The sequence below is a fragment of the Streptomyces sp. NPDC002867 genome (assembly GCF_053591895.1).
Window position 1 is genome coordinate 51186 of the sequence record NZ_JBSFUR010000002.1, and the last position, 22159, is coordinate 73344.

The 22159-nt window shown below is 69.6% G+C and carries 23 protein-coding genes; 18 read left to right on the plus strand and 5 right to left on the minus strand.

The features are described 5' to 3' along the window. Positions 1-290: 290 nt before the first annotated feature. Positions 291-773: a GntR family transcriptional regulator gene (locus ACWD0A_RS01790; RefSeq protein ID WP_451293639.1), complete on the minus strand. Its 483-nt coding sequence runs from the start codon at positions 771-773 to the stop codon at positions 291-293. A gap of 171 nt (positions 774-944) precedes the next feature. On the opposite strand from ACWD0A_RS01790, the gene ACWD0A_RS01795 reads away from it, so the two are divergent. The 9 genes from ACWD0A_RS01795 (at position 945) to ACWD0A_RS01835 (ending at position 8475) form a co-directional block, all read left to right on the plus strand. After that, positions 945-1295, plus strand: coding sequence for an SCO3933 family regulatory protein (locus ACWD0A_RS01795; protein ID WP_451293641.1), 351 nt, complete (start codon positions 945-947; stop codon positions 1293-1295). Next, positions 1292-1504, plus strand: a complete 213-nt coding sequence (locus ACWD0A_RS01800; protein WP_451293643.1) for a hypothetical protein — start codon at positions 1292-1294, stop codon at positions 1502-1504. The genes ACWD0A_RS01795 and ACWD0A_RS01800 overlap by 4 nt, the downstream gene beginning before the upstream one ends. Then, positions 1501-2907 carry an FtsK/SpoIIIE domain-containing protein gene (locus ACWD0A_RS01805; RefSeq protein ID WP_451293645.1) on the plus strand — a complete coding sequence of 469 codons (1407 nt, stop codon included), beginning with the start codon at positions 1501-1503 and terminating at the stop codon, positions 2905-2907. Before ACWD0A_RS01800 ends, ACWD0A_RS01805 begins: the two co-directional genes overlap by 4 nt. Positions 2908-2964: 57 nt before the next feature. Further along, positions 2965-3663: a DUF2637 domain-containing protein gene (locus ACWD0A_RS01810; protein ID WP_451293647.1), complete on the plus strand. Its 699-nt coding sequence runs from the start codon at positions 2965-2967 to the stop codon at positions 3661-3663. A 145-nt stretch (positions 3664-3808) separates the two neighbouring features. After that, the gene (locus ACWD0A_RS01815; protein ID WP_451293649.1) at positions 3809-5272 is read left to right on the plus strand and encodes a replication initiator; all 1464 of its coding nucleotides are present in this window, start codon (positions 3809-3811) and stop codon (positions 5270-5272) included. Continuing rightward, positions 5269-5475, plus strand: coding sequence for a helix-turn-helix transcriptional regulator (locus tag ACWD0A_RS01820; protein WP_451293651.1), 207 nt, complete (start codon positions 5269-5271; stop codon positions 5473-5475). Before ACWD0A_RS01815 ends, ACWD0A_RS01820 begins: the two co-directional genes overlap by 4 nt. After that, positions 5469-6863, plus strand: a complete 1395-nt coding sequence (locus tag ACWD0A_RS01825; RefSeq protein WP_451293653.1) for a tyrosine-type recombinase/integrase — start codon at positions 5469-5471, stop codon at positions 6861-6863. Before ACWD0A_RS01820 ends, ACWD0A_RS01825 begins: the two co-directional genes overlap by 7 nt. A gap of 455 nt (positions 6864-7318) precedes the next feature. Next, positions 7319-8251: a hypothetical protein gene (locus ACWD0A_RS01830; protein WP_451293655.1), complete on the plus strand. Its 933-nt coding sequence runs from the start codon at positions 7319-7321 to the stop codon at positions 8249-8251. Beyond that, a complete protein-coding gene (locus tag ACWD0A_RS01835) occupies positions 8248-8475 on the plus strand; it encodes a hypothetical protein (RefSeq protein ID WP_451293657.1) in 228 nt (75 codons plus the stop codon). Before ACWD0A_RS01830 ends, ACWD0A_RS01835 begins: the two co-directional genes overlap by 4 nt. A 552-nt stretch (positions 8476-9027) precedes the next feature. On the opposite strand, the gene ACWD0A_RS01840 is transcribed toward ACWD0A_RS01835, so the two are convergent. Next, on the minus strand, positions 9028-10461 hold the full coding sequence (locus ACWD0A_RS01840) for a trypsin-like peptidase domain-containing protein (RefSeq protein WP_451293659.1): 1434 nt from the start codon (positions 10459-10461) through the stop codon (positions 9028-9030). 276 nt (positions 10462-10737) lie between these two features. On the opposite strand from ACWD0A_RS01840, the gene ACWD0A_RS01845 reads away from it, so the two are divergent. The 3 genes from ACWD0A_RS01845 (at position 10738) to ACWD0A_RS01855 (ending at position 13331) form a co-directional block, all read left to right on the plus strand. Further along, on the plus strand, positions 10738-11541 hold the full coding sequence (locus tag ACWD0A_RS01845) for a glycerophosphodiester phosphodiesterase (RefSeq protein WP_451293661.1): 804 nt from the start codon (positions 10738-10740) through the stop codon (positions 11539-11541). A gap of 53 nt (positions 11542-11594) precedes the next feature. Beyond that, positions 11595-12194, plus strand: a complete 600-nt coding sequence (locus ACWD0A_RS01850) for an ATP-binding protein (protein WP_307714615.1) — start codon at positions 11595-11597, stop codon at positions 12192-12194. 153 nt (positions 12195-12347) lie between these two features. Then, complete coding sequence (locus ACWD0A_RS01855; RefSeq protein ID WP_451293663.1) at positions 12348-13331, plus strand: DUF5926 family protein; 984 nt, start codon at positions 12348-12350, stop codon at positions 13329-13331. A 193-nt stretch (positions 13332-13524) separates the two neighbouring features. Here the strand turns inward: ACWD0A_RS01855 and ACWD0A_RS01860 are convergent, their stop codons facing one another. Both ACWD0A_RS01860 and ACWD0A_RS01865 read right to left on the minus strand, forming a co-directional pair. Then, complete coding sequence (locus ACWD0A_RS01860) at positions 13525-14142, minus strand: hypothetical protein (protein ID WP_451293665.1); 618 nt, start codon at positions 14140-14142, stop codon at positions 13525-13527. Between the two features lie 198 nt (positions 14143-14340). After that, positions 14341-15081 carry a bifunctional DNA primase/polymerase gene (locus ACWD0A_RS01865; protein WP_451293667.1) on the minus strand — a complete coding sequence of 247 codons (741 nt, stop codon included), beginning with the start codon at positions 15079-15081 and terminating at the stop codon, positions 14341-14343. A 498-nt stretch (positions 15082-15579) separates the two neighbouring features. On the opposite strand from ACWD0A_RS01865, the gene ACWD0A_RS01870 reads away from it, so the two are divergent. Together ACWD0A_RS01870 and ACWD0A_RS01875 are read left to right on the plus strand one after the other, a co-directional pair. Beyond that, positions 15580-17124, plus strand: coding sequence for a PP2C family protein-serine/threonine phosphatase (locus ACWD0A_RS01870; protein WP_451293669.1), 1545 nt, complete (start codon positions 15580-15582; stop codon positions 17122-17124). A 129-nt stretch (positions 17125-17253) separates the two neighbouring features. Continuing rightward, positions 17254-18714, plus strand: a complete 1461-nt coding sequence (locus tag ACWD0A_RS01875) for an aminopeptidase P family protein (RefSeq protein WP_451293671.1) — start codon at positions 17254-17256, stop codon at positions 18712-18714. Positions 18715-18742: 28 nt separating this feature from the next. On the opposite strand, the gene ACWD0A_RS01880 is transcribed toward ACWD0A_RS01875, so the two are convergent. Then, positions 18743-19195 carry an ATP-binding protein gene (locus tag ACWD0A_RS01880; RefSeq protein ID WP_451293673.1) on the minus strand — a complete coding sequence of 151 codons (453 nt, stop codon included), beginning with the start codon at positions 19193-19195 and terminating at the stop codon, positions 18743-18745. A gap of 203 nt (positions 19196-19398) precedes the next feature. Here ACWD0A_RS01880 and ACWD0A_RS01885 point away from each other — a divergent pair, with 203 nt between their 5' ends. The 4 genes from ACWD0A_RS01885 to ACWD0A_RS01900 all read left to right on the plus strand — a co-directional run bounded on the left by ACWD0A_RS01885 (position 19399) and on the right by ACWD0A_RS01900 (position 22157). After that, entirely contained in the window at positions 19399-20181 is a 783-nt protein-coding gene (locus ACWD0A_RS01885; RefSeq protein ID WP_451293675.1) for a hypothetical protein, read from the plus strand. Between the two features lie 95 nt (positions 20182-20276). Next, a complete protein-coding gene (locus tag ACWD0A_RS01890) occupies positions 20277-21023 on the plus strand; it encodes a YcnI family copper-binding membrane protein (protein WP_451293677.1) in 747 nt (248 codons plus the stop codon). Positions 21024-21054: 31 nt separating this feature from the next. Beyond that, a complete protein-coding gene (locus ACWD0A_RS01895; RefSeq protein WP_451293679.1) occupies positions 21055-21711 on the plus strand; it encodes an SCO family protein in 657 nt (218 codons plus the stop codon). After that, on the plus strand, positions 21711-22157 hold the full coding sequence (locus tag ACWD0A_RS01900; RefSeq protein ID WP_451294021.1) for a copper chaperone PCu(A)C: 447 nt from the start codon (positions 21711-21713) through the stop codon (positions 22155-22157). Before ACWD0A_RS01895 ends, ACWD0A_RS01900 begins: the two co-directional genes overlap by 1 nt. The last annotated feature ends 2 nt before the right edge of the window (positions 22158-22159 follow it).

The window sequence follows — 22159 nt, forward strand, 5'->3', positions numbered from 1 at the left end:
CCAGTAAAGAAACTCTGAACAGCACCGCAGGGCAGTGATCAATCAACAGGGGAGAGGCACGGATGCCGTGGGCAGGGTCGGGCGGCTCGGACGACGCGGCGCGGAACGACGGCACGGCAGCAAGCAGGGAGCGATGACCGAGCACATACCGGACAACGAAATGGGGACGACCAGCATTCACGTCGGGGAGACGGATCAGGTAGTCGCGCTGGTCGAGGAGATGCGGGCCATGGTCGTCCGCCTCAGCAGAGAGACCAGGGAGTTGCGAGAGGAAGTGGCCCAGCTCAGGACTACGGCTTCGGCTGCTGCGATGCCTTCAACTCCTCAACCTCACGGCGCAGTTCCTGATGATCAGCGCTGAGGGCGCGGATCTCGTCGCGTAGTGATGTGAGGATTTCAGCGAGGTTGGCCCCGGCGGCTTCAGCGTCGTCGGGCCTTCCCTCCCCTGGCCCTGCCTGGCCTGGCTTCTGGCCACTCTTCGACAAGTACCAAGCTGGCGCTGTGTAGTTGGCAGAGAACTCGCCCCCACCGTCATGGTCTGCGACGAAGCTACCCCGGCCATGGATCGTGTAGATCAGGCCCTCCTCGCGCAGCACGTTGAGCGCGGACCTCATGGTCATGTTGGCCACGCCGAAGCGTTCCTGTAGCTCGCGAATGGCCGGCATCTGCTCGCCAGGCTTGATCCGCCCCTGCAAGATGTCGCGCCGAAGCTCGTCGGCAGCGTGCTGATACGGCGGCCGGCGGTCCTGCTTGCTCTCTGGCGCGGGGCTCATGGCCCAAGAGTAGCGATTTCTAGCACCTCTAGCACACCCCACTGACATAGGTGACCCATGCCTGTGAGCACCTAGCTCACCCGATTCACTTGACACTGCTAGGTGAGCTATGTTCAATGGTGATCACGCCCCGCCGCCTTGGGTGGAGCGCAACGAAAGGAATCAACTCTCATGGCACGCATCCGTGTTGGCCTGCTCCCCACCTCGTCATTCATGGTCGGAACCCTGCCGGTGCCGAAGTACGCGGACCAGGAGAAGACGCAGTTCGCCACCGACCGTGAGACCGGCGCGAAGCTCTACACGATCACCCTCTTCTTCATGGAGGAGGACCGCGCCGAGGCTCTGAAGATCACCGTCCCGGAAACGGGTCTGCCCAACGGCCTCCGTCCGGGTGTTCCGGTCATGCCGGTGGACCTGTTCGCCACTCCGTGGGCGCGGATCTTCAACGGCTCCCTCTCGGACGGCATCGCCTACCGCGCGGGGCGGCTGGACCTGGTGGCCCCGGTGGCGGAAGCGGCGTGAGCGGCACCGTCCTCCGGTCCGGCGCTGAGCGCAGCTACCCGCTGCCTCACGCCGGGCCGGATGCCTGGTTCACCGAATTACTCGTGACCTCGGTGGCGGCCGTGCTCATCGCCTACGGCTATCCCCACCTCGACGCCTCGGCGGATCGGGCGGCCCTCGAATCGGCCCTCGGGGCCTTCCTCTACAACCCGTTGGAGAGCCACGCATGAAGGATCCGAACGCCCCGGTGGAAGGGATCTTCGGTCACCTCCCGATCATCGTCGCCCTGGTGCTGACCTCGCTCGTCGGATGGGCTGCCTGGTGGGTAGTCCGCTACGTGCTCGCCGACGCCATGACCCGGCAGTCCATACGGCAGGCCATACGAGTGCGGTGGGGCTGGAAGCGACTGGCACCGATGCTCAAGCTGTCGGCCACGGACAAGACCCCGACCGCGCTCGCGTCGCTGGCGAACACACAGGGCAAGCCCAACAAGCCGCGCGTCCTCATCCCGGCCCTGAAGGTGAAGCACGACGCGTACGGAGTGATCGCGCGGGCACAGTGCCTGCCTGGCGTTGGACTTCAACAGTTCCAGAAAGCGGGTCCGCACCTGGCGGACGCCTGGCGGTGCACACGCGTGGCGGTGACCCAGGACAAGCCTGGGGAAGTCCTCATCCGGGGTGTGCGACTGGACCCACTAAAGCTCCCCACCGAGCACCACCCCTCGGGCGACGCACCGGAAGAGACGGCCCGGTGGGATCTGGGCCTGGACGAGTACGCGCAGCCCGTATCCGTGAACCTCACGCAGGTGCCCGGCGTGACCGTGGCCGGCCTTCCCGGCTTCGGCAAGACCAGCCTGATCAACCGGCTTCTCTCCGACTGGGCACCCTCGCCCGCAGTGCAGTTCGCCTGTGCGGACGGCAAGGTGTCTGCTGCCTATGAAGGCGACTACGCCGACTGGGTACAGCGCATGTTCGCCTTCGTCGGCGATGACCTGGAAGAGGCCAACAAGCTGTTCCGGCACCTGGTGGAGCTGCGCCGCGCACGGTCGGCCTCGGTGCGCCAAGTGCTCGGGGTGAAGTCCATGTGGGACGTCGGCCCCTCCGAGAGCTGGCCCCTGGTCGTGCTGATCGTCGACGAAGCCCACACCTACTTCCGCGACCACAAAGGCAGCGACCAGCAGACGAAGAAGCTGGCCGCGCTCGCCGCAGAGAACGCCCGCCTCGTGGAAGACCTGGTGAAGAAAGGCCGGTCCGTGGGTCTACTCGTCATCCTCACCACTCAGAAGTCCACGGGCGACGCGATCCCCACCTTCATCCGCGACGTCTGCCCCGTCGGCCTGAGCTTCGCCCAGAAGACCGCCGAAGCCGCCGTGGCCGCGCTCGGCGACGAGATCCGGGAATGGCCGGACGCCAACCCCATCAACCTCCAGGACCCCACCTACGTCGGCGTCGCGTCCATGAACCACCAGTCGCAACCCGGCTTCACCCGCATCCGCACGCCCTACGTACCCGACGCGGAAGCGGCTCGCATCGCCGAAGAGACGGCGAACCTCACCGCCGACCCATCCGCCCTGCTGGAAGCCTTCCTCGGTCCTCGCATGGGGGACGTGGATCTCACGAAGCTCGACGCCTAAGCAGCGCTCCCCACCACCCCGCACGTCCCGTCACCCCAAGAGAGGAGGTGAACACTCATGGCAGAAGACCGGATCACTCAGCGCACCATCACCGCCGTCATGATCGTCATTGCTGCGCTGGCGTTCGTCTTCTCCTTCGGCAACGTCTGGTCCCTCGCCCTGCGCCTCGGCGTCCCCGGACCGATCGCACCGCTCATCGCCCCGATGGTGGACCTGTCCGTGGTCGGCCTGCTGGTCGCCCTCCGCTACCTCTCCCTGCGCGGCCTGCCCGCAGACCAGATGACGGCCGCCACCCGCCTCATGCACTTCTCCGGACTGCTGACCCTTGCCCTCAACGTCGCAGAACCGATCGTCGTCGGACACTACGGCCGCGCCGCCGTCGACGCGGTGGCCCCGCTGCTCCTCCTCGGCTGGGGTTTCGTCGGCCCGCAGCTCCTGCGTGCCTTCCACACCGTTGCGCGCCCCGCCGTACCGGCTCCGCTGGCGGACGAGATCGAACCAGAGTCTGAGACGGGCTCTGACGCCTCCAGCCCTGCGATGCCGCTCATCGTTCCGCCCCCGGCGCCGGTCGCTCCTCAGATCGCCTCGGCTCCCGCCTCGCCCGTGGTCAACGTTCCTGAGCCGCTACTGACCGAAGCACGCTCCATCGCGTCGTCGCACCACACCGAGCACGGTGAACCGATCACGGCGGCCCAGCTCAAGACCCGCCTCGGGATCGGCCTGCCCATGGCCACCGCGCTGCACGCCGCTCTGTAGGGCCACCCCCTCCGCCGGCCTCCCCGGCACCCACCACCGCCCCCTGGGCCCGACTCGCCATGCCTGCGGGCAGCAGCCCGAGCGCACTGAATCGCTGCTGCCCGCAGGTCCTCACCCTCGCGCCAGAAAGGACACCCCGCCACCCATGCGCCGCCCCCTCGACCTGCGCCACGTCATCAGCCCCGGCCTGCGGGACCTGGTCGAACTGGCCAACACCGACGACTTCGACCGCGTCACCGAACAGGTCCGCGATCTTCGCGGCTGCACGAGTCCCGTCAACCTGCACGGCTGGACGATCACCACCGACCAGACCACCAAGCAAGTGGTCCGCTCCTACCGCTCCGAGGACGAACCCTCCGGCCGCCTCCTCACCACCTGCGGCAACCGTCGTGCCTCCCGCTGCCCGGCCTGCTCCCGCCTCTACGCGGCCGACACCTATCACCTGATCAAGGCCGGACTGTCCGGCGGCAAGAACGTCGCCGAAACCGTCCGCGACCACCCCCGCGCGTTCGTCACCCTCACCGCCCCGTCCTTCGGCCCCGTCCACAACCGCCCCACGACCGACGCGGGCAAGCCCCGCCCCTGCGCGTGCGGCGAAAGCCACTCCCAGGACGCGCCCGAACTCGGCACCCCACTCCGCCCGGCAAGCTACGACTACACCGGCGCCGTGCTGTGGAACGCGCACGCTGGGGCCCTCTGGGCACGCTTCACGACCTACCTGCGCCGCGCCCTCGCCCAACACCTCGGCATGACGCAGAAGGCACTCAACTCGGCTCTCCGCATCTCCTTCGCCAAAGTCGCCGAGTACCAGCAACGCGGCCTGGTCCACTTCCACGCGGTCGTCCGCTTCGACGGTCCCGATGGCCACACCACCTCGCCCCCGGCCTGGACCACCTTCGACGCCCTACGCGTCGCCGTCGGCCTGGCAGTCGAGCGGGCCCGGCTCACGATCGAGTCGGACGCGGTCGGCGAACGCGTCATCCGATGGGGCGACCGGTTCAAGGTGGACCAAATCTCGGCCCTGGGTGACGGCGAACTCACCGACGCCAAAGTCGCCGGATACGTCGCCAAGTACGCCACGAAGAACGCCGAGGGCGCGGGCACCGTGGACCGCACCCTCGTCTGCCGCCCCTGCGCTGGACGCGGCTACGTACGCGGCCCCGACGGCTTCCGCGACCTGTGCGACGACTGCGACGGCACCGGCCAAGCCGAGCGCCTCGCCGATCTCCCCGTCCAGCAGCACACCCGGCAGATGATCCGCACCGCATGGGCGCTCGGCCACCTCCCCGAGTTCGCCGATCTCAAGCTCTGGAAGTGGGCCCACATGCTCGGCTTCCGCGGCCACTTCGCCAGCAAATCCCGCGCCTACTCGACCACCCTCGGCGCACTCCGCGACGTACGCCGTGCCTGGCGCACCGCCCAAGCCGAAGCCACCCGCATCCGCGCCGGCCTCCCCGTCGACGACGAGAACACCACCCTCATCACCGCCTCGTCATGGACCTACCTCAGAAGCGGCTACCGCCCCGGCGAAGAGTTCCTCGCCGCCCAGGTCCGCCACGACAGAGCCCACACCGAACGCCTCAAGTCCGAAGGAGCCCCCTGGCTGTGACCACTCCGACCACCGCCAACAAGCGAACGCTGACGCTGGTCGAAGCACTCGCTGAGATCAGAGTCTCCCGTGCTGCCTTCTACCGGATGCGCGCGCGGGGCCAGGCACCAAAGCACCTGAAGCTCCCCAACGGTCAGATACGCATCCGCCGGGCCGACCTCGACGCCTGGTTCGACGGCTGCGAGGTGCAGGAAGCTTGCTGACCTACGACGTTCAGGTCTGGGGCATTCGCAAGCGGCCCAACCGTGTGGCGGCCTATCAGCTCCGGTGGCGGGTCGGCCCCCGCCCTTTCTCCAAGAGCTACAAGATCAAGGCTCAGGCCGACGGTCGACGCTCGGAGCTGCTGACCGCGCTGCGCAACCGCGAGCAGTTCGACACGGAGACCGGCCTGCCCGCCTCGGAGGTACAGGCGCTCAACTCCACCACCTGGTACGCCCACACACGCGCCTATGCGGAGATGAAGTGGCCCAGTGCCTCGGCCAAGCACCGGGCAAGCATCGCTGACACGCTGGCCACCATCACGCCGAAGCTGGTCAAGGACAACCGTGGGGCTCCGGCTCCGAAGGTCCTCCGCATCGCCCTCTACTCGTGGATCTACCGCTTCGTCCTCGGCGACGACGGGACACTGAAACCCCGTATCGACGTCGAGGAGCCGCCCGCCGACATCGTGTCGGCGCTGGACTGGATCAGCCGGAAGTCCGTCGACATCACCACACTCAATACGCCCTCGGTGGTGCGTACGGCGCTCGACGCTCTGAAGCTGAAGCAAGACGGCACGGCCGCTGCCGAGAACACGGTGAATCGCAAGCGAACGGTCTTCAGCAACTGCCTCCGGTACGCGATGGAACGGGAGTTGCTGGCGACCCTGCCCCTCGACAAGGTCGACTGGACCCCGCCCGAAACTGACGACGAGATCGACTTCCGGTTCGTCCCCGGCCCGAAGCTGGCGAAGACGCTGATCGACGCTGTAGGCGAGCAGGGGGCACGCGGACGTCACCTAAAGGCGTTCTTCGGCTGCCTCTACTACGCGGCCAACCGTCCTGGGGAGGCGGCCAATCTGCGGGAAGAGGACTTCACATTGCCCGAAGAGGGCTGGGGCGAAGTGCTGCTGTCGACGAGCACGCCCCGCGTCGGCTCCGGGTGGACCGACACGGGGGAGTCGTTCGATACGCGCGGCCTGAAGAAGCGGGCCCGCAAGGCGACCCGGCCCGTACCGATTCCCCCCGTGCTCGTGCGCCTGGTCCGCGAGCACATGAAGGAGTTCGGTACCGCTGAAGACGGCCGGCTGTTCCGCGCGGCCCAGGGCGGCGGCCTGCTGTCCAAGGAGTACGGGGAGGTATGGAAAGCGGCTCGACTCGCGGCGCTGACCGAATCTGAAGCGGCCTCCCCCCTGGCTGACGTGCCGTACTCTCTGCGTCATGCGGGCGTCTCACTCTGGCTTGCTTCCGGCGTCTCCCCGGCAGAAGTCGCACGCCGGGCGGGCCACAGCATCGCGGTCCTGTTCCGCTTCTACGCCAAGGCCATCCACCGCAACCAGCAGCGCGCGAACCAACAGATCGAGACGGCATTGGCGGCTGACGACAGCGAGTAGACCAGGCCGTCTGGCCGACTGAAGGCGCCACCCCGCCAACCGAAGGGGTGGCGCCTTCGTCATCCCGCCGGAGGATCCCACCTGGTAGCGCGTGGCCCTGATGGGCGGTTCACATCAGTCTGCCTGCCAGATGTCCACTGGGTCGTCGGCCAGCACGATGGTCACCTTGACGCGCTTGCCCACGGGCTCCCCTCACGACCTCTAGCTTCTGTCCGATCCGGCCCGGGTCAGTCGCACAGGCTGCCAGCAGGGTCGGATCGCTGTCCCACACGTTGATCCCCACGGCCCCGTCACTGATTTCCAGGTCCAGCAGGCACGGGCCTGGGCGTACTTGAAGGGGGAACAGACCGAGCAGGCCCCCCTACGGCGGCGCCGCCCCCGTTCGAGCAGGTCAGAAGCGAACCAAGACCGCCCAAAATTCGTTATTACATACAAAGCTGACATATGCTGAATGTATGGAGGTACCTGTCTCGAAGCGTGTGCTTGACGCACATCAGGAAGCGACACAGCTACTCCGGGCCCCAATCGGGCATGCACTGCACTCCACCCCTACCGAGGGCGCCAACGTCTTGGGAGTGGGCATCCAGGAACAAACGATGGCGGGGCACGGTACCGGGGAAGCCTGCGTTGCTGTCTACGTCACAGACCCCGGGCGATTGGATGAGGCGGTGCCGCCGAAGATCCAGGACGTTCCCACTGAGCTGGTTCAGCGCAACCCCATCGTCGGCTTCGGCCCCACAGGTCGGCATCGACCGGCACCAATCGGCGTGTCATTCGGGCCGCTACCCGGCCCCATAGGAACTTTGGGGTTCGTCGGACATCGCAACGGCACGAAGTGTGTCGTTGGCTGCAACCACGTGCTGGCCCGCGAGAACGAGGGAAGAAGGGGGGAGGCCATACTTCAGCCTGGGGCAGGAGACGACAAGGGCTGCGCTGCCGACGAACTCGCGACTCTCTCCGATTGGATTGATCTTGATTTTGAAGGCGGCCCAAATCGGGTAGACGCCGCTGTAGCGGAATTCGATCATCCCAACATCACCTCGTGGATCTACGGACTAGGACAGATGGGTGCCAGTCCAGTGACTCCGCGGCTGGGGATGAAGGTGTGCAAGTCCGGACGTAGCACCGAGATCCGGTTCGGCACGGTAACGGCTGTGAGAATTCGCTGGGAGAGATATCAACTGAAACGAGGATCCGTTCGTATAGTTGACCACCTTGAGGTGACAGGCACCAACGGCAGGGTGTTCAGCTGGCTAGGGGATTCGGGCGCGTTGGTCGTAGAGGCGCAGACACTGAAGCCGGTAGGAATGGTTGTCGGAGGCAACGATCAAGTAACCTTTGCCACCCCGATCGATCGGGTGCTTGATGAGCTGGGAGTTTCGTTTTGAAGGCTAAGAATGCAACGCTTGCAGCTGCCCGACGAGCCGCGTCGCAGCACGAGGAAGAGCTCCTTGCCCTCGAACGGGTCCAGGGCATCGGGATAATCCGCTTCCGAGGAAAGCCGGCCGTCGCCGTCTACGTCTCTCCGGGAGCCTCTCACGAGGGGATACCACCCAAGGTGGACGGGATCCCGGTGCTCATCGAGGAGCGTGGGCCGATCCACGCATTTTGACGCGTTCACGTTCGCGGTCGGGCGCGGCCCTGCCGCGCTGCGAGACGTGGCGTTTGGTCACCACACCTCGCCCGGCACCAGTGGATGACAGGGTCCGGGCGCTATGTGATGCCTGGTCCCTCTGGATCAGCTTCCCGTGAACTGGCTGCGACATCGGTCAAGCCCCCGACTCCCCAGATACCACATAGTTGCACGTGGAGCGTAACTCAGCACCCTGCTAGAGCGGTGTCTGACCTGCTACTTCTTCTGCGTATTTGGTCCACGCCTGGTCCACACGCACTGATCCACACCGCGACAATGCCGGATCAAGGTGAGACAACCGCACGCAGAAGGGGTGCCCCTCAGCGAGAGGCACCCCTTCTGACCAGCATGTCTATGACCTGCGAAGTGGGCTCGATCCGAACCCACGGAGACGCTTTCGCGTCCTCACGTTTTTCAAGACCGTTCCCTTAGGCCGCTCGGGCAACCCACCCAGCGCCCCGGCCGCCTGCGCCGGAGCGGGCTACAGACTACCGGGCGCGGCCCATCGGGTGCAGCAGCGTTCTCGGGGGCTCAGCTGTCGCCCTCGCGTTCGCCCAGGATCACCTCGGCCTTGTGCTCCTCGCCGCCGCGCTCGTACGTCAGCGTGACCTTGTCTCCCGGCTTGTGGTTCCAGATCTCGCTGATCAGCGTCGGGCCGCTGTCGATCGCCTTGTCGCCGAAGCCGGTGATCACGTCGCCCGGCTTCAGACCCGCCTTGGCCGCGGGGCCGTTGGGGGTCACCGCCGCCGTGCCGCCCGCGCCCTCGGAGGCGATCTTGGCGCCCGTACCCTCGCCCGCCATGTCGACCGTCGCGCCGATCACCGCGTAGACCGGCCGGCCGGTTTTGATCAGCTGCTCGGCGACCGTCTTCGCCTGATTGATCGGGATCGCGAAACCGAGGCCGATCGAACCGGCCTGGGACTGGCCGAGGCCGTTACCCGCCGACTGGATGGCCGAGTTGATGCCGATGACCGCACCGCTGGAGTCGAGCAGCGGGCCGCCCGAGTTGCCGGGGTTGATCGAGGCGTCGGTCTGCAGCGCGCTCATGTAGGAGTTCTTGCCGCTGGAGCCGTCGCCCGACGCCACCGGGCGGTTCTTGGCGCTGATGATGCCCGTGGTGACCGTGTTGGACAGACCGAAGGGGGCGCCGATCGCGATGGTCGAGTCGCCGACCACGACCTTGTCCGAGTTGCCGAGGGGCAGCGGGGCGAGTCCGGAGGGCGCGTTCTTCAGCTTCAGGACGGCGACGTCGTAGCCCTGGGCCCGGCCGACGACCTCGGCGTCGTACTTCTTGCCGTTGGAGAAGATCACCGACAGCGCGCCGCCGTCGGCCGCGGAGGCCACCACGTGGTTGTTGGTGAGTATGTGACCTTCCCTGTCGTAGACGAAGCCGGTGCCCGTGCCTGCCTCGCCGCCGCCCTCGGGTCCGTCCAGCCCGCCGGCGCCCGACTTGGCCTCGATGGTCACCACGCTCGGCAGCGCCTTGCCCGCGACCGCGGCGACCGTGCCCGGCTCGCGCTTGAGGTCCTGCGGCGAGACGGCGGAGACCGTGGTGGAGCCGGGGGCGTCGTCGTTGCTCTCGGCGGCCCAGTAGCCGATGCCGCCGCCGACGCCGCCCGCCACCAGGGCCGCGACGAGCACGGCCGCCACGAGCCCGCCCGCGCGCCTGCGCCGGGGCTCGGCCGCCGGGACCGGCGCTCCCCATGCGGGACCGCCGCTGCCTCCGCCCCCGTAGGAGGGGAGCGGGGGCGGAGGCCACGCGGCGCCGGGGTGCTGCGCGGGGGCGTGCCCCGGCTGGGGGGACTGCCAGGGTTGCTCCGCCGCCGTCGCCGCCTCCGGGCCCGAGGTCCCGGGGCCGGCGGGGGAGGGGCCGGGCCCGGGCGAAGAACCCTCGGGAGCGGTGTCCGGCCGAGGAGGTACGGACGGGGCGGCCGGAACCGCGTTGCCCTCGTTCTCGGTGCTCACAGCTCTGTCTCCTCAGATTCCACGTCGGTGTCGGTTCGTTCTGCTTCGTCGGCACGATCCGTCCGCAGACAGCTTTTCCCACAGCACGTCAGGCCACTGTAAGCAGGAGCTGTGCGTATTCCGGCAATCCTTTACTTCCGGCAAAACGGACGCATCCCCAGAGCGTCCGACCGGCTGCGCGGTGCCGCCGGCCGGAACGGCCCAAGACGGACAGGAACAATGCGTTCCGTCGTACTCCTGCATCCGTATGCCCCATCCCGGTGACACCATGACGCGGTGACCCCAGCACGGCAGCAGCACCACATCCAGGTCGTCGCCCACCGAGGCGCCTCCGAGGACGCACCCGAACACACGCTGGCCGCCTACCGCAAGGCGATCGAGGACGGCGCGGACGCCCTCGAGTGCGATGTGCGTCTCACCGCCGACGGCCATCTCGTCTGCGTCCACGACCGCCGCGTCAACCGCACCTCCAACGGCCGCGGCGCGGTCTCCGCCCTGGAGCTCGCGGATCTCGCCGCCCTCGACTTCGGCTCCTGGAAGGACGCCGCCGAGGGCCCGGACTGGCGGGACCCGTCCCTCACCTCCGTGCTCACCCTGGAACGGCTGCTGGAACTGGTCACCGACTCCGGGCGCCACATCGAACTCGCCATCGAGACCAAGCACCCCACCCGCTGGGCCGGTCAGGTCGAGGAGCGGCTGCTGAAGCTGCTCGGGCGCTTCGGCCTGGACGCGCCGCCGTCCGCCGACGAGTCGCAGGTGCGGGTGATGAGCTTCTCGGCCCGCTCCCTGCACCGGATCGCGGCCGGTGCCCCCAGCCTGCCCACCGTCTATCTCACGCAGTTCATGACTCCGCGGCTGCGCGACGGGCGGCTTCCCGGCCGTGCGCGGATCGCGGGCCCCGGCATCAGGGTCGTGCGTGGCCATCCCGGCTACGTGGCCCGGTTGCACCAGGCGGGCCACCGAGTCCACGTGTGGACGGTGGACGAACCGGAGGACGTCGAACTCTGCGTCCACCTCGGCGTCGACGCAATCATCACCAACCGCCCCAAACAGGTCCTGTCCCAACTGGGCCGTGCGTAACCTCCGTTACAGGGAGTGCTCCGGCGCGTTCGGTGCGTATTCGAGCGTGTCGAGTGCGTCACTCGTCCCTGCTTGGCCGGTTTCCGGTCCAGTCCATTGGGGCATTCACACCGTGGCGTGGGGCAAAGGAGGTCTCGGGGGTGGCGTTGGTGGTGGCACAGGAGGTGCCCACGTCGTCGAGCATGGCCGTACCCCATGGCCCTGCGGGCGTGGGTGAGGCACGACACCGGATGCGGGAGCAGCTGAGCCGCAGCGGCGTATCCGAAGCGGTCGTCGACGATGCAGTTCTCATCCTTTCCGAACTTCTCAGCAACGCGTGTCGCCATGGCAGACCTCTGGGGCGCGCCGACGTGGGTGAGGGCGACATCCGTGCCGCCTGGCGAGTGGACAAGGCGGGCGGGCTCACGGTCGAGGTGACGGACGGAGGCGGTCCGACCCGCCCGGTTCCGGCCACGCCCTCGGTCACCGCACGCGGCGGCCGCGGGCTGAACATCATCTCGGCGCTGGCCCAGGAGTGGGGCGTGCGGGACGGCATGTCCGGTGAGGTCACCGTGTGGGTGATCGTCACGGAGGGGCATCGCCGCGAGGACTTCGCCACGCGCGTCGCGGGGCCGTCCTTCGATTTCGCCGACTCCTTCGACGATCTGGACTGATCCGGCGCCCTGTACGGGGATCGTGCCGACGGTCCGTCACACCCTCGTTCCGGCACTCCGCCGCACCGGTGCGTCACCGCTCCCCCACGGGGGTGGCATACGGCTAGGCTCGCGCCCGACACAGCACCGCCGCATTCGGGAGAAAGCCACACCATGGCCAAGAAGCGCCCCCAGACGAAGGCAACGAAGCCTCAGACCAAGGCCGGGGCCACAGGCGTCGACGAGCCCGTGCCGGTCGTGGGCGCGCGCGAGCCCTGCCCGTGCGGTTCGGGCCGCCGCTACAAGGCCTGTCACGGCCGGGCCGCCGCGCACGCCGTGACCGAACTGGTCCAGCGGCCCTTCGAGGGGCTGCCGGGCGAGTGCGACTGGGTGGCCCTGCGCGAGCTCGTGCCCGCCGCCACCGTCGAGCTGACCCTGAAGGGCGGACTGCCCGAGGGCGTGCCGTCCGTGACGCTCGCCACCGTCCTGCCGATGGCGTGGCCCGCGCTGCGCCGTGACGACGGTTCCGTTCTGCTCGGCCTGCAGAACGACACCCCCTCCGGCGACCTCAGCCGCGACCTCGCCGGCACGCTGCGCAAGGCGCTCGCCGCCGAGCCGGGCACGCCCGTCACCGGGGGCGACCCGGCCTCGGACGTACGGCTGCAGGATCTGCTCGACCCGGACGCCGCCTTCGTGCCGCAGGTGCACTCCGGTTTCGAGTTCTGGGTTCCGGATTCGGCCGAGCAGGCGTCGGGGGAGGTGGCCGCCTCCCTGGAGCGCGCGAACGCCGCGGCGATCCCGACCGTGAAGCTGTCCGGTGTCGACGCCGCCTACTGGTGCGAGACGCCGGAGAAGAACCACCTGCGCTGGGTCATGCCGCACCCCGAGGAGCGGCTGCTCGACGCCCTGGCCCGGCTGCACGCGGCCGGCACGTCCTCGCTCGGCGAAGGCACCCGGCTCGTCGGCTCCTTCCGTGCCCACGGGCTGATGGTCCCGGTGTGGGACCTGCCCAGCTCCATGGGGGCCAAGGAGTGCGAGACGCCGGCCGCGGAGTTCGCCGAGCGGCTCGCGAAGGCCCTGGAGAGCGACGCACCGCTGACCCCCGAGGAGCGCCGGGCCCGCGGCGGCCTCACGAACCGCCAGGTCACCCTCAGCTGAGAGTGACGAATTCCAGGGCCTTCCGGGTGACTCCAGTCACAACTCGCTCTATCGCGAGCTAAATCCTTGTCCGAATACCAGAGATCGAATTTGCGAACCGCAGATCTCTTGTTACCGTTCTAGAAGCCCGGTCGCTGGTGCATCCCCCGTCGCCAGCGACCGGGCGCTTCCATTTCCAGGAGCGTTTCACTCTTCAACGGCCCGTGCTCGCACGGGAGTTGCTGCCTGACCGCAGCAGTAGCGCCGCGTCGGCGCCGGCCCACGCGGCGGCGAACTCCGCGACGGCGGAGTAGTGCGAGGCAGCCCCCAGCGAACGTTCCCGAGGGGTTTCGCAGGTGCCCGGCTCGTCGCCCTCCTCGATCGGGCAGTTCGTCTGCCAGGTACGCCCGCCTGGCCCCATCAGGGTCAGCACGGATGTCAATTCGTCACCCGTCGCATTGCGGTAATACGTACGCGCCCAGGTCCGGCCGCCGTCGGTCAGGACGCACGTCTGCGCCTCGACGCCGTCGGGGGAGGCGAGTTCCGGCCCACATCGCTCGGAGGTGTGTGCTGGGGCCCGCTCGCCGGTTCCAGTACCATGCGCCCCTTCGGTCCCGGCCACCCCGTCGGATGCACCGAGCCCGGGGAGCAGCCCGGCAGTCGGCACCCCGGCCGTTTCCCCGGTACCGGCGCCGTTCTTCGCACCGCCCTCCGCTTCCTCGGACGACGGCGATCCGGAAGCGGGGGCCCCGGCCGTTCCGGCCGACGCGGCGAGGGGGACCAGCGCGGCGACGACCACCACGGCGGCGAGCCCGATCATGCGGAGATTCATGGCCCACCTGCCGACTGCGCGGAAATTCCTGACGGTTGCCCGAAGATATCCGCGAAATGCGGACGCCCCGGACGGCGCACACCCAATTCCGTGACAAGTCGGCCCTGCTGTTACCCGTAAGAGTGACGGCAGCGGAGCACCACACCTCGCCGGCCACGAACGCGGGCCCGGCCGGGGCCGGGCCCGCGGAGGGACCGTTCAGTAGGCGAGCCGGCTGCTTCCGCCCGCGTCCGGCGGATAGAGACCGCTCTCGGGTGCGCTGCTCGCGGTCGCCTCGACCAGTGCGTCCACGACCGCCTCCACGTCCGGCAGCCAGGGTGCGGCGGACCCGGGAAGGGGCGCCCGCTCCCAGCGCACCTGCCCGGCCCCCGTCTCCGAGGGAGGCAGCACCAGGTAACCGCCCTCGCCGTGGAAGCGCAGCGAACTGGGCACGCAGTCCTTGACGAACAGCAGCTCGCCCAGCTGCTCCAGGCTGTACGGGGCGACCAGCAGCGACCAGCGGGTGGGCGTGGCGACGACGGGCCCGAGCCGCATGTCCATCCGGTCGAGCACGGCCAGCGCACGGGCCGCCGGGACCGCGGGCAGGCTCAGCGCGCAGGGCGCCCGGCCTCCCGTGGCCAGCACGACCGGCGCGGTGGGCCGGTTGGTCCACCACCAGCGGATCATCCGCTCGTCGGTGGTGGCCGCCAGGATTCCTGGGTCGAAGGGGTGCGCGCCGGGAACGACACACTCGGGGTCGGGACAGGCGCATCCTCGCCCGCGGTCACCGCCGCTTCTTCCGGAGCCGTCCGGGGAGTTGCTCCCCGAGGCGTTCAGTCCCACACCGGGGAGCACGGGCCAGCCCCACTCGGCGGCGCAGGTGAGCGCCGCTTCGAGCTGGATCGGCCCCTTCTTGCGCCGGTACCAGAGCCTGCGTCGCCTTCCGAGGATCTCGCGCATGAGCGCTCGTTCCTTTCCGTTGAACGCCGGGGTCCACATCACAAAACGTGCACATGACTTCACTGTGCGTACAAATGCGTACTGATCGGCGCGTCACCGCCCGTGCCGCTGGCATGGGCGCCCCCTTGTCGTACCTGCGGCAGGATCGCCGCCCGGGGGCCGAACGTCGGCTGTAGTCCATTAAACGCGTGGCGAGGGGTGGCGCGCGCCTGGCGCTTGCTGTCCCGCTCTGACTTTCGCCGCCACTCGAGGATGGGGCGCGGCCTTTGGCTTTGAGACGCTCGGGCCCGCTGCCAGGTTCCGGGGGCGGTCCAACTGCCCCTGGCCATCACCGTCTCTACGTACACGTACCCAGCACGCTTGCAATGACGCTTCCCCTGGAGTCTGCACCCCGGGGCCCCCTGCCGAACGCCCTCAGTCGACCGCAGACATCCGCCATCGGGTGCTTTTTTCAGCCAAGTTAACTCTCCCGCAGACACCATCAATCCCACTGGGACAATGCTGGACATCACCTTGCGTGTGCGTGTAGATGTGGATGCATGGGTAGCGGCGCAGATGGACATGGGGGTTTGCGATGCTATTGAGCGAAACGCACCTGCCGGAAAGCCGGCAGCCGTGAGCGCCCCACACCTGCCGAAAGTGGCCGGAATCGATTCAACGGTTCCCGCGCCGATGCACACTGCCGCCCCGCTGCCCCCCGCCCCCGTCCCACCGCCCGCCCCGGGCGCGGTGATCCAGGACCGGCTGGCCGGCTGGGTCTCCGACCTCACCACCCTCCACGAGCTCACCGAGCGGCTGATCCGGACCGCCTCGCTCGACGACGCACTCGACGAACTGCTGCGCGCCGGCGCCGCGCTGGTCGGCGCCCGCCGCGGGATGGTCGTCCTCGAACCTCCCGGCGACCCCGCGCGCGACGGCGCGTTCGCCGCCGGCAGCGGCCCCGCGCGCACCAAGGGCCTCGGCCTCAGCCGCGCCGACCTCGGCCACATCGAGACCGTGCCGCGCGAGGTCACGGCGTACGGATCGATCCTCGAAGGCCGTCGGCGCGGCGGTCCGGCACCCACCGTTCCGCGACCGGTCGCGCATCCCGATCTGCTCGCCGAGGACGCCCTGCACCCGCTGCACCGCGAGGTCGCCGTCCGCCTCGGCTACGCCGCGAGCTACACGTCACCGCTGACGACCGAGGAGTCCGGCACGCTCGGCGCGGCCGTGTGGTTCTACGACGAACCGGCCGCACCCGTCGAGCGCCAGACGCATCTCGTCGGCCTCTACACGCGCTACGCCACCGAACACCTCGCCCGCCTCCTGGAGCTGGAGAGCGCCCGGGCCACCGTCGCGACCGTGGCCGAGGAGCTGCTGCCCAGCCGGCTGCCCCGGGTGCCCGGCGTCCGGCTCGCCGCCCGGCACAGCGCCGGACCGCGCGGGGGCGGCGACTGGTACGACGCGCTGCCGCTGCCCGAAGGCGCGCTCGGCCTGGCGGTCGGCTCGGTCAGCGGGTCGGGTCCGAGCGCCCTCGCCGCCATGGGCCGCCTGCGCGCGTCCCTGCGGGCGTACGCCGTGATGGAGGGCGAGGACCCGGTCGCGGTCCTCTCCGACCTGGAGCTGCTGCTGCGTCTGACCGAGCCCGCGCGCACCGCGACGGCCCTGTTCGCATACGCCGAGCCGGCCGTCCGCAAGATCGTCCTGGCCGGGGCCGGGCACACTCCGCCTCTGGTGATCGGGGACCTGCGCACGGAGTTCGTCGAGACCTCGCTGTCGGCGCCTCTGGGCATGCTCGCCTGCTGGGAGGCGCCCAGTGTGGAGCTGTCCCCGCAGCCAGGAGAAACGGTGCTGCTGTACACCGACGGACTGCTCCGGCGAACCGGCGAACCGATGGACCGGGCTTTCGCCCGGCTGCACTCGGCAGCGGCGAGCGTGCCGAAGGCCGCCAGGAACGATCCCGCGGCGATCGCCGACCACGTGCTGCACACGATGCTCCCGGAGGGGCTTGACCGGGCGGACGGCGGCGAGGACGTCGTGCTGCTCGCCGCCCGTTTCGACTGATTCGTCGCATCTCACAGGACCGCCCCGGTCCGCCCTGCCTCGCACATACGATGGAGACGCCCCACGCTGCCGGAACGGCGGCCGGGGCCCATGACGTATCGCGAAGGCCGACAGGCCCAGGAGGCAGACGTGGCGGAGGAGCTCACCCCGGAGACCCCGGAAGAGGACGAGCAGCCGATCAAGCAGCGCAAGAACGGCCTGTACCCGGGCGTGTCCGACGAGCTGGCCGAGAACATGACGACCGGCTGGGCGGACACGGAACTGCGGGATCTCGAGCCCGTCGCGCAGGCCGCACAGACCGCCGCCCGCCGCGCGGCGCTGTCCGCCCGGTTCCCCGGCGAGCGCCTGGTGATCCCCGCGGGCAACCTGAAGACCCGCTCGAACGACACCGAGTACAGCTTCCGCGCCTCCACCGAGTACGCGTACCTGACCGGTGACCAGACGGAGGATGGCGTCCTGGTCCTGGAGCCGGAGGGCGAGGGCCACCGGGCCACGATCCACCTCCTGCCGCGCTCCGACCGTCAGAACGGCGAGTTCTGGCTGTCCGGCCAGGGCGAGCTGTGGGTCGGCCGCCGCCACTCGCTGACCGAGGCCGAGCAGCTCTACGGCGTCCCCGCCTCCGACGTGCGCGAGCTGCCCGACCGCCTGCGCGAGGCCACCGGCCCGGTCCGCGTCGTACGCGGCCACGACGCCGGCATCGAGGCCGCCCTGACCGACAAGGTCACCGCCGAGCGCGACGAGGAACTGCGCGTCTTCCTGTCCGAGGCCCGTCTGGTCAAGGACGACTTCGAGATCGGCGAGCTGCAGAAGGCGTGCGACGCGACCGCCCGCGGCTTCGAGGACGTCGTCAAGGTCCTCGACAAGGCCCAGGCCACCAGCGAGCGCTACATCGAGGGCACCTTCTTCCTGCGCGCCCGCGTCGAGGGCAACGACGTCGGCTACGGCACCATCGCCGCAGCCGGCCCCCACGCCTGCACCCTGCACTGGGTCCGCAACGACGGACCCGTGCGCTCCGGCGACCTGCTCCTGCTCGACGCCGGTGTGGAGACCACCACCCTCTACACCGCCGACGTCACCCGCACCCTGCCGGTCAACGGCCGCTACACCGACATCCAGCGCAAGATCTACGACGCCGTGTACGAGGCCCAGGAAGCCGGCATCGCCGCGGTCAGGCCCGGCGCCAAGTACCGCGACTTCCACGACGCCGCCCAGCACGTCCTGGCCGAGAAGCTCGTCGAATGGGGCCTGGTCGAAGGCCCCGTCGAGCGCGTCCTGGAGCTCGGCCTCCAGCGCCGCTGGACCCTCCACGGGACCGGCCACATGCTCGGCATGGACGTCCACGACTGCGCCGCCGCGCGCACCGAGAGCTACGTCGACGGCACCCTCGAGCCCGGCATGTGCCTGACCGTCGAGCCCGGCCTGTACTTCCAGGCGGACGACCTCACCGTGCCCGAGGAGTACCGCGGCATCGGCGTCCGCATCGAGGACGACATCCTCGTCACCGAGGACGGCAACCGGAACCTCTCCGCCGCCCTCCCGCGCCGGGCCGACGAGGTCGAGGCCTGGATGGCCGGCCTGCGCAGGGACTGATCCGGGACCGACAGCGAGGGCGCGCCGCTCAGGAGACTCCGAGCAGCGCGCCCTCGCGCCATTTAAGGATCTTGTCGAAGCTCACCACCGCGCCACGGCCCGGTCGGCTGCGCACATGGACGTGGTCCGCGAGCTGCTCGATCAGACAGAGCCCCCGGCCGCTCTCCGCCGTGGAGGGTGCGGTGTGCCCGCACAGCGAACCGCGCCGCGGGACGAACCCCGGCCCCGAATCCGCCACCTCGATACGGCACTTCTCGCCGTCCAGGAAGGCCGTCACCCGGTATCCCGCCGACGCGCCGCGCGCGTCGGCGCCGCCGCCGTGTTCCACGGCGTTCGCACACGCCTCGGTCAGGGCCACCGACAGGTCGTAGGAGACGTCAGGGTCGACGCCCGCGGTCTCCATGGCGCCGAGCAGCAGACGGCGGGCGAGCGGCACGCTCGCAGCCTCGCGCCGCAGATGGAGGGACCACCAGATGCTCATGCTCAGCCTCCCGGCCGCGGCTCGACATACCGATACGTATTGCCCGCGGGCACATTCGGTAAGCACAGGGTCACCGCGACAGCCCTCGTTCGGCGGATGCGAAGCCGGGCTTCGCGGTGTATGCCGACGGACCCGGTCCGCAAAGGGGATCTTCCGGACCTGCCGTACGGACGCGAACGGCGCAGTGCGATGATGACCCGGCCATGTCGTCCACGCGCCACGCACGTGCCGGAGCCGGTCTGCGGCTTCTGAGGGCCGCGGTGTTCACCGCGGTCTGCGTCGTGCTGTCCGCGACCGGGCATGTGCTCGCCGCCTGCGAGGCGGTTGCGCTGTGGACGCTCGTGGTCGGGAGCGCCGGGGTCTTCGCGCTGGTCGTGCCGTTCGCGGGGCGGGAGCGTTCGCTGCCGGCCATCGCGGCCGTGCTGACCGCCGGACAGCTCGGTCTGCACTCCCTGTTCGGCATCGGGCAGAGCAGGCTGCACCTCGCGCAGACCGCCGACGAAGCGCTGATCAGAACGGCCGCAAAGCTGGTCTGCGGTGCGGGCGCCGCCTCCCTCACTCCCTCCGACGCGCGGCGCATCGTCACCATGGCGGGCATCGACCCGGCCGCGCACACCGGTCACGCGCATCTCGCCGAAGCGGCGGCCACGGGGCCGGAGGCGCCCTCGCTGGCCATGGTGCTCGGACACCTGCTGGCCGGGATCGCGACCGGACTGCTGCTGCGGCGCGGGGACGCTGCGCTGCTGCGGCTCATGCTGCTGTCCGCCGGCTCGGCCCACGAGGTCGCCGGTGCGGCGCGGCTGCGCGCCCTGCGTGCGGCCGTCGTGCTCGTACGGGCCCTGCGCGCCGGTCTGCCCGGCGCGCCGGGGCGCCTGCCCCGCCCGTCGGCGCACACGGCAGGACCGCCCCCGCCGACTGCCGGCGAGGTTCTTCAGCACACGGTGATCAGGCGCGGGCCGCCGCGCGTATTCGTCCTCAGCGCCTGATCGCGGCTCGCTCGACGGGAGCGGAGCCGCCGCGCCCGCGCACGCCCGTGCGCCGGCGCACCTCGTCTCTCCTTCACCGTGGAGTGTTTGCCAGCATGAACGTCTACCGCGCTGCCGCCGCTGCCGTCGTCGCCGCAGCCTCCGTCGTCGTCTTCTCCGGCGCCGCCTGTGCGCACGTCAGCGTGCAGCCGCAGGGCGAGGCCGCCAAGGGCGGCTACGCGACCGTCAACTTCAAGGTCCCCAACGAGCGCGACAACGCCTCGACCGTCAAGCTCGAGGTCAGCCTGCCCACCGAGCACCCGCTGGCGTCCGTCATGCCGCAGCCGGTGCCCGGCTGGAAGGTCGAGGTCACCAAGGCGAAGCTCGACAAGCCGCTCGAGGTGCACGGCAAGCAGATCACCGAGGCCGTCTCCAAGGTCACCTGGACCGCGGACGGCTCGAAGATCGGCCCCGGCCAGTTCCAGCAGTTCCCGCTCTCCCTCGGTCAGCTGCCCGAGGCCGCCGACCAGATGGTCTTCAAGGCGCTCCAGACGTACGACAACAAGGAGGTCGTGCGCTGGATCGAGGAGCCGAAGGAGGGCGGCGAGGAGCCCGAGTCCCCCGCTCCCGTGCTGAAGCTCTCCGCGGCGACCGAGGACCACCACGGCACGGGTGCGACGGACGCCTCGGCCGAGAACAAGAACGGCGGACACGACGACGAGGGCGCGCACAGCGAGTCCGCGGCGGCCTCCTCGTCCGGCGGCAGCGACACCACGGCCCGCATCCTGGGCGTCGTCGGCATCGTCGTCGGCGCGGCGGGGGTCGCCTTCGGCGTCCTCGCCGGACGCCGCCGCAGCTCCTGAAACGCCGTCCACCACGTCTGGAACCTGCTCAATGCGTAAGAACACCTTGCTCGCGGCCGCGCTCGTCGTGGCCGCCGGGCTCACCCTGTCCGCCTGCGCCACCGGTGACGAAGGGGCCGCCAAGCCCAACTTCGACGTCTCGGCGCAGGAGAGGACCGCGGCCGCGACGGTGCTCGACAAGCCGTACGCCAAGCCGGACCTCGTCCTGACCGACACCCGTGGCGAGACGTTCGACCTGCGGGAGCGGACCAAGGGCAAGCCGACCCTGATCTACTTCGGCTACACCCACTGCCCCGACGTCTGCCCGCTGACGATGAGCAACATCTCCATCGCCAGGAAGCAGCTGCCCAAGGCCGACCAGGACAAGCTCCAGGTCGTCTTCGTCACCACCGACCCCGAGCGCGACACCCCCGCCGAGCTCGGCACGTGGCTGCCGAGCGCGGGCGACCCGTCCTTCATCGGCCTGACCGGCGAGTTCCCGGCCATCCAGGCGGGCGCACGCGCGATCGGCATCGGCATCGACCCGCCGAAGAAGGAGAAGGACGGCACCGTCGTCTCCATGCACGGCGCTCAGGTCATCGCCTTCTCTCCGAAGACCGACAAGGGCTACGTCCTGTACGGCGAGGACACCACGGCCGACGACTGGGCGAAGGACCTGCCCGCGCTGATCAAGGGCGAGAGGCCGTGATCCGCCGGCGTACGTCCCTGGCCGTCGCCGTCGCCGTGAGCGCCGGTCTGGCACTGTCGGGCTGCTCGGCGGACGCCGGGCCGGAGCTGGCGGTCAGCGGCGCCTTCATGCCGCAGCCCGTCGACGACATGGCCGCCGGGTTCCTCACCGTCGAGAACAGCGGGGGGAGCGCGGACACGCTCACCTCGGTCACGAGCGACATCTCGGACGACGTCACGATCCACCGGACGACGGACCGGAAGATGCGCGAGGTGGCGTCGTTCGACATCCCCGCGGACGGCACGCTCGATCTCGAACGCGGCGGCAGCCACATCATGTTCATGGCGCTCAAGCAGCGGCCGAAGCAGGGCGACAAGGTCGCGGTCGAGCTGCACTTCGAGAAGTCGGACCCGATCACGGTGGAGGTCCCCGTCAAGGAGACCACCTACAACCCGCAGAAGCAGTGAGG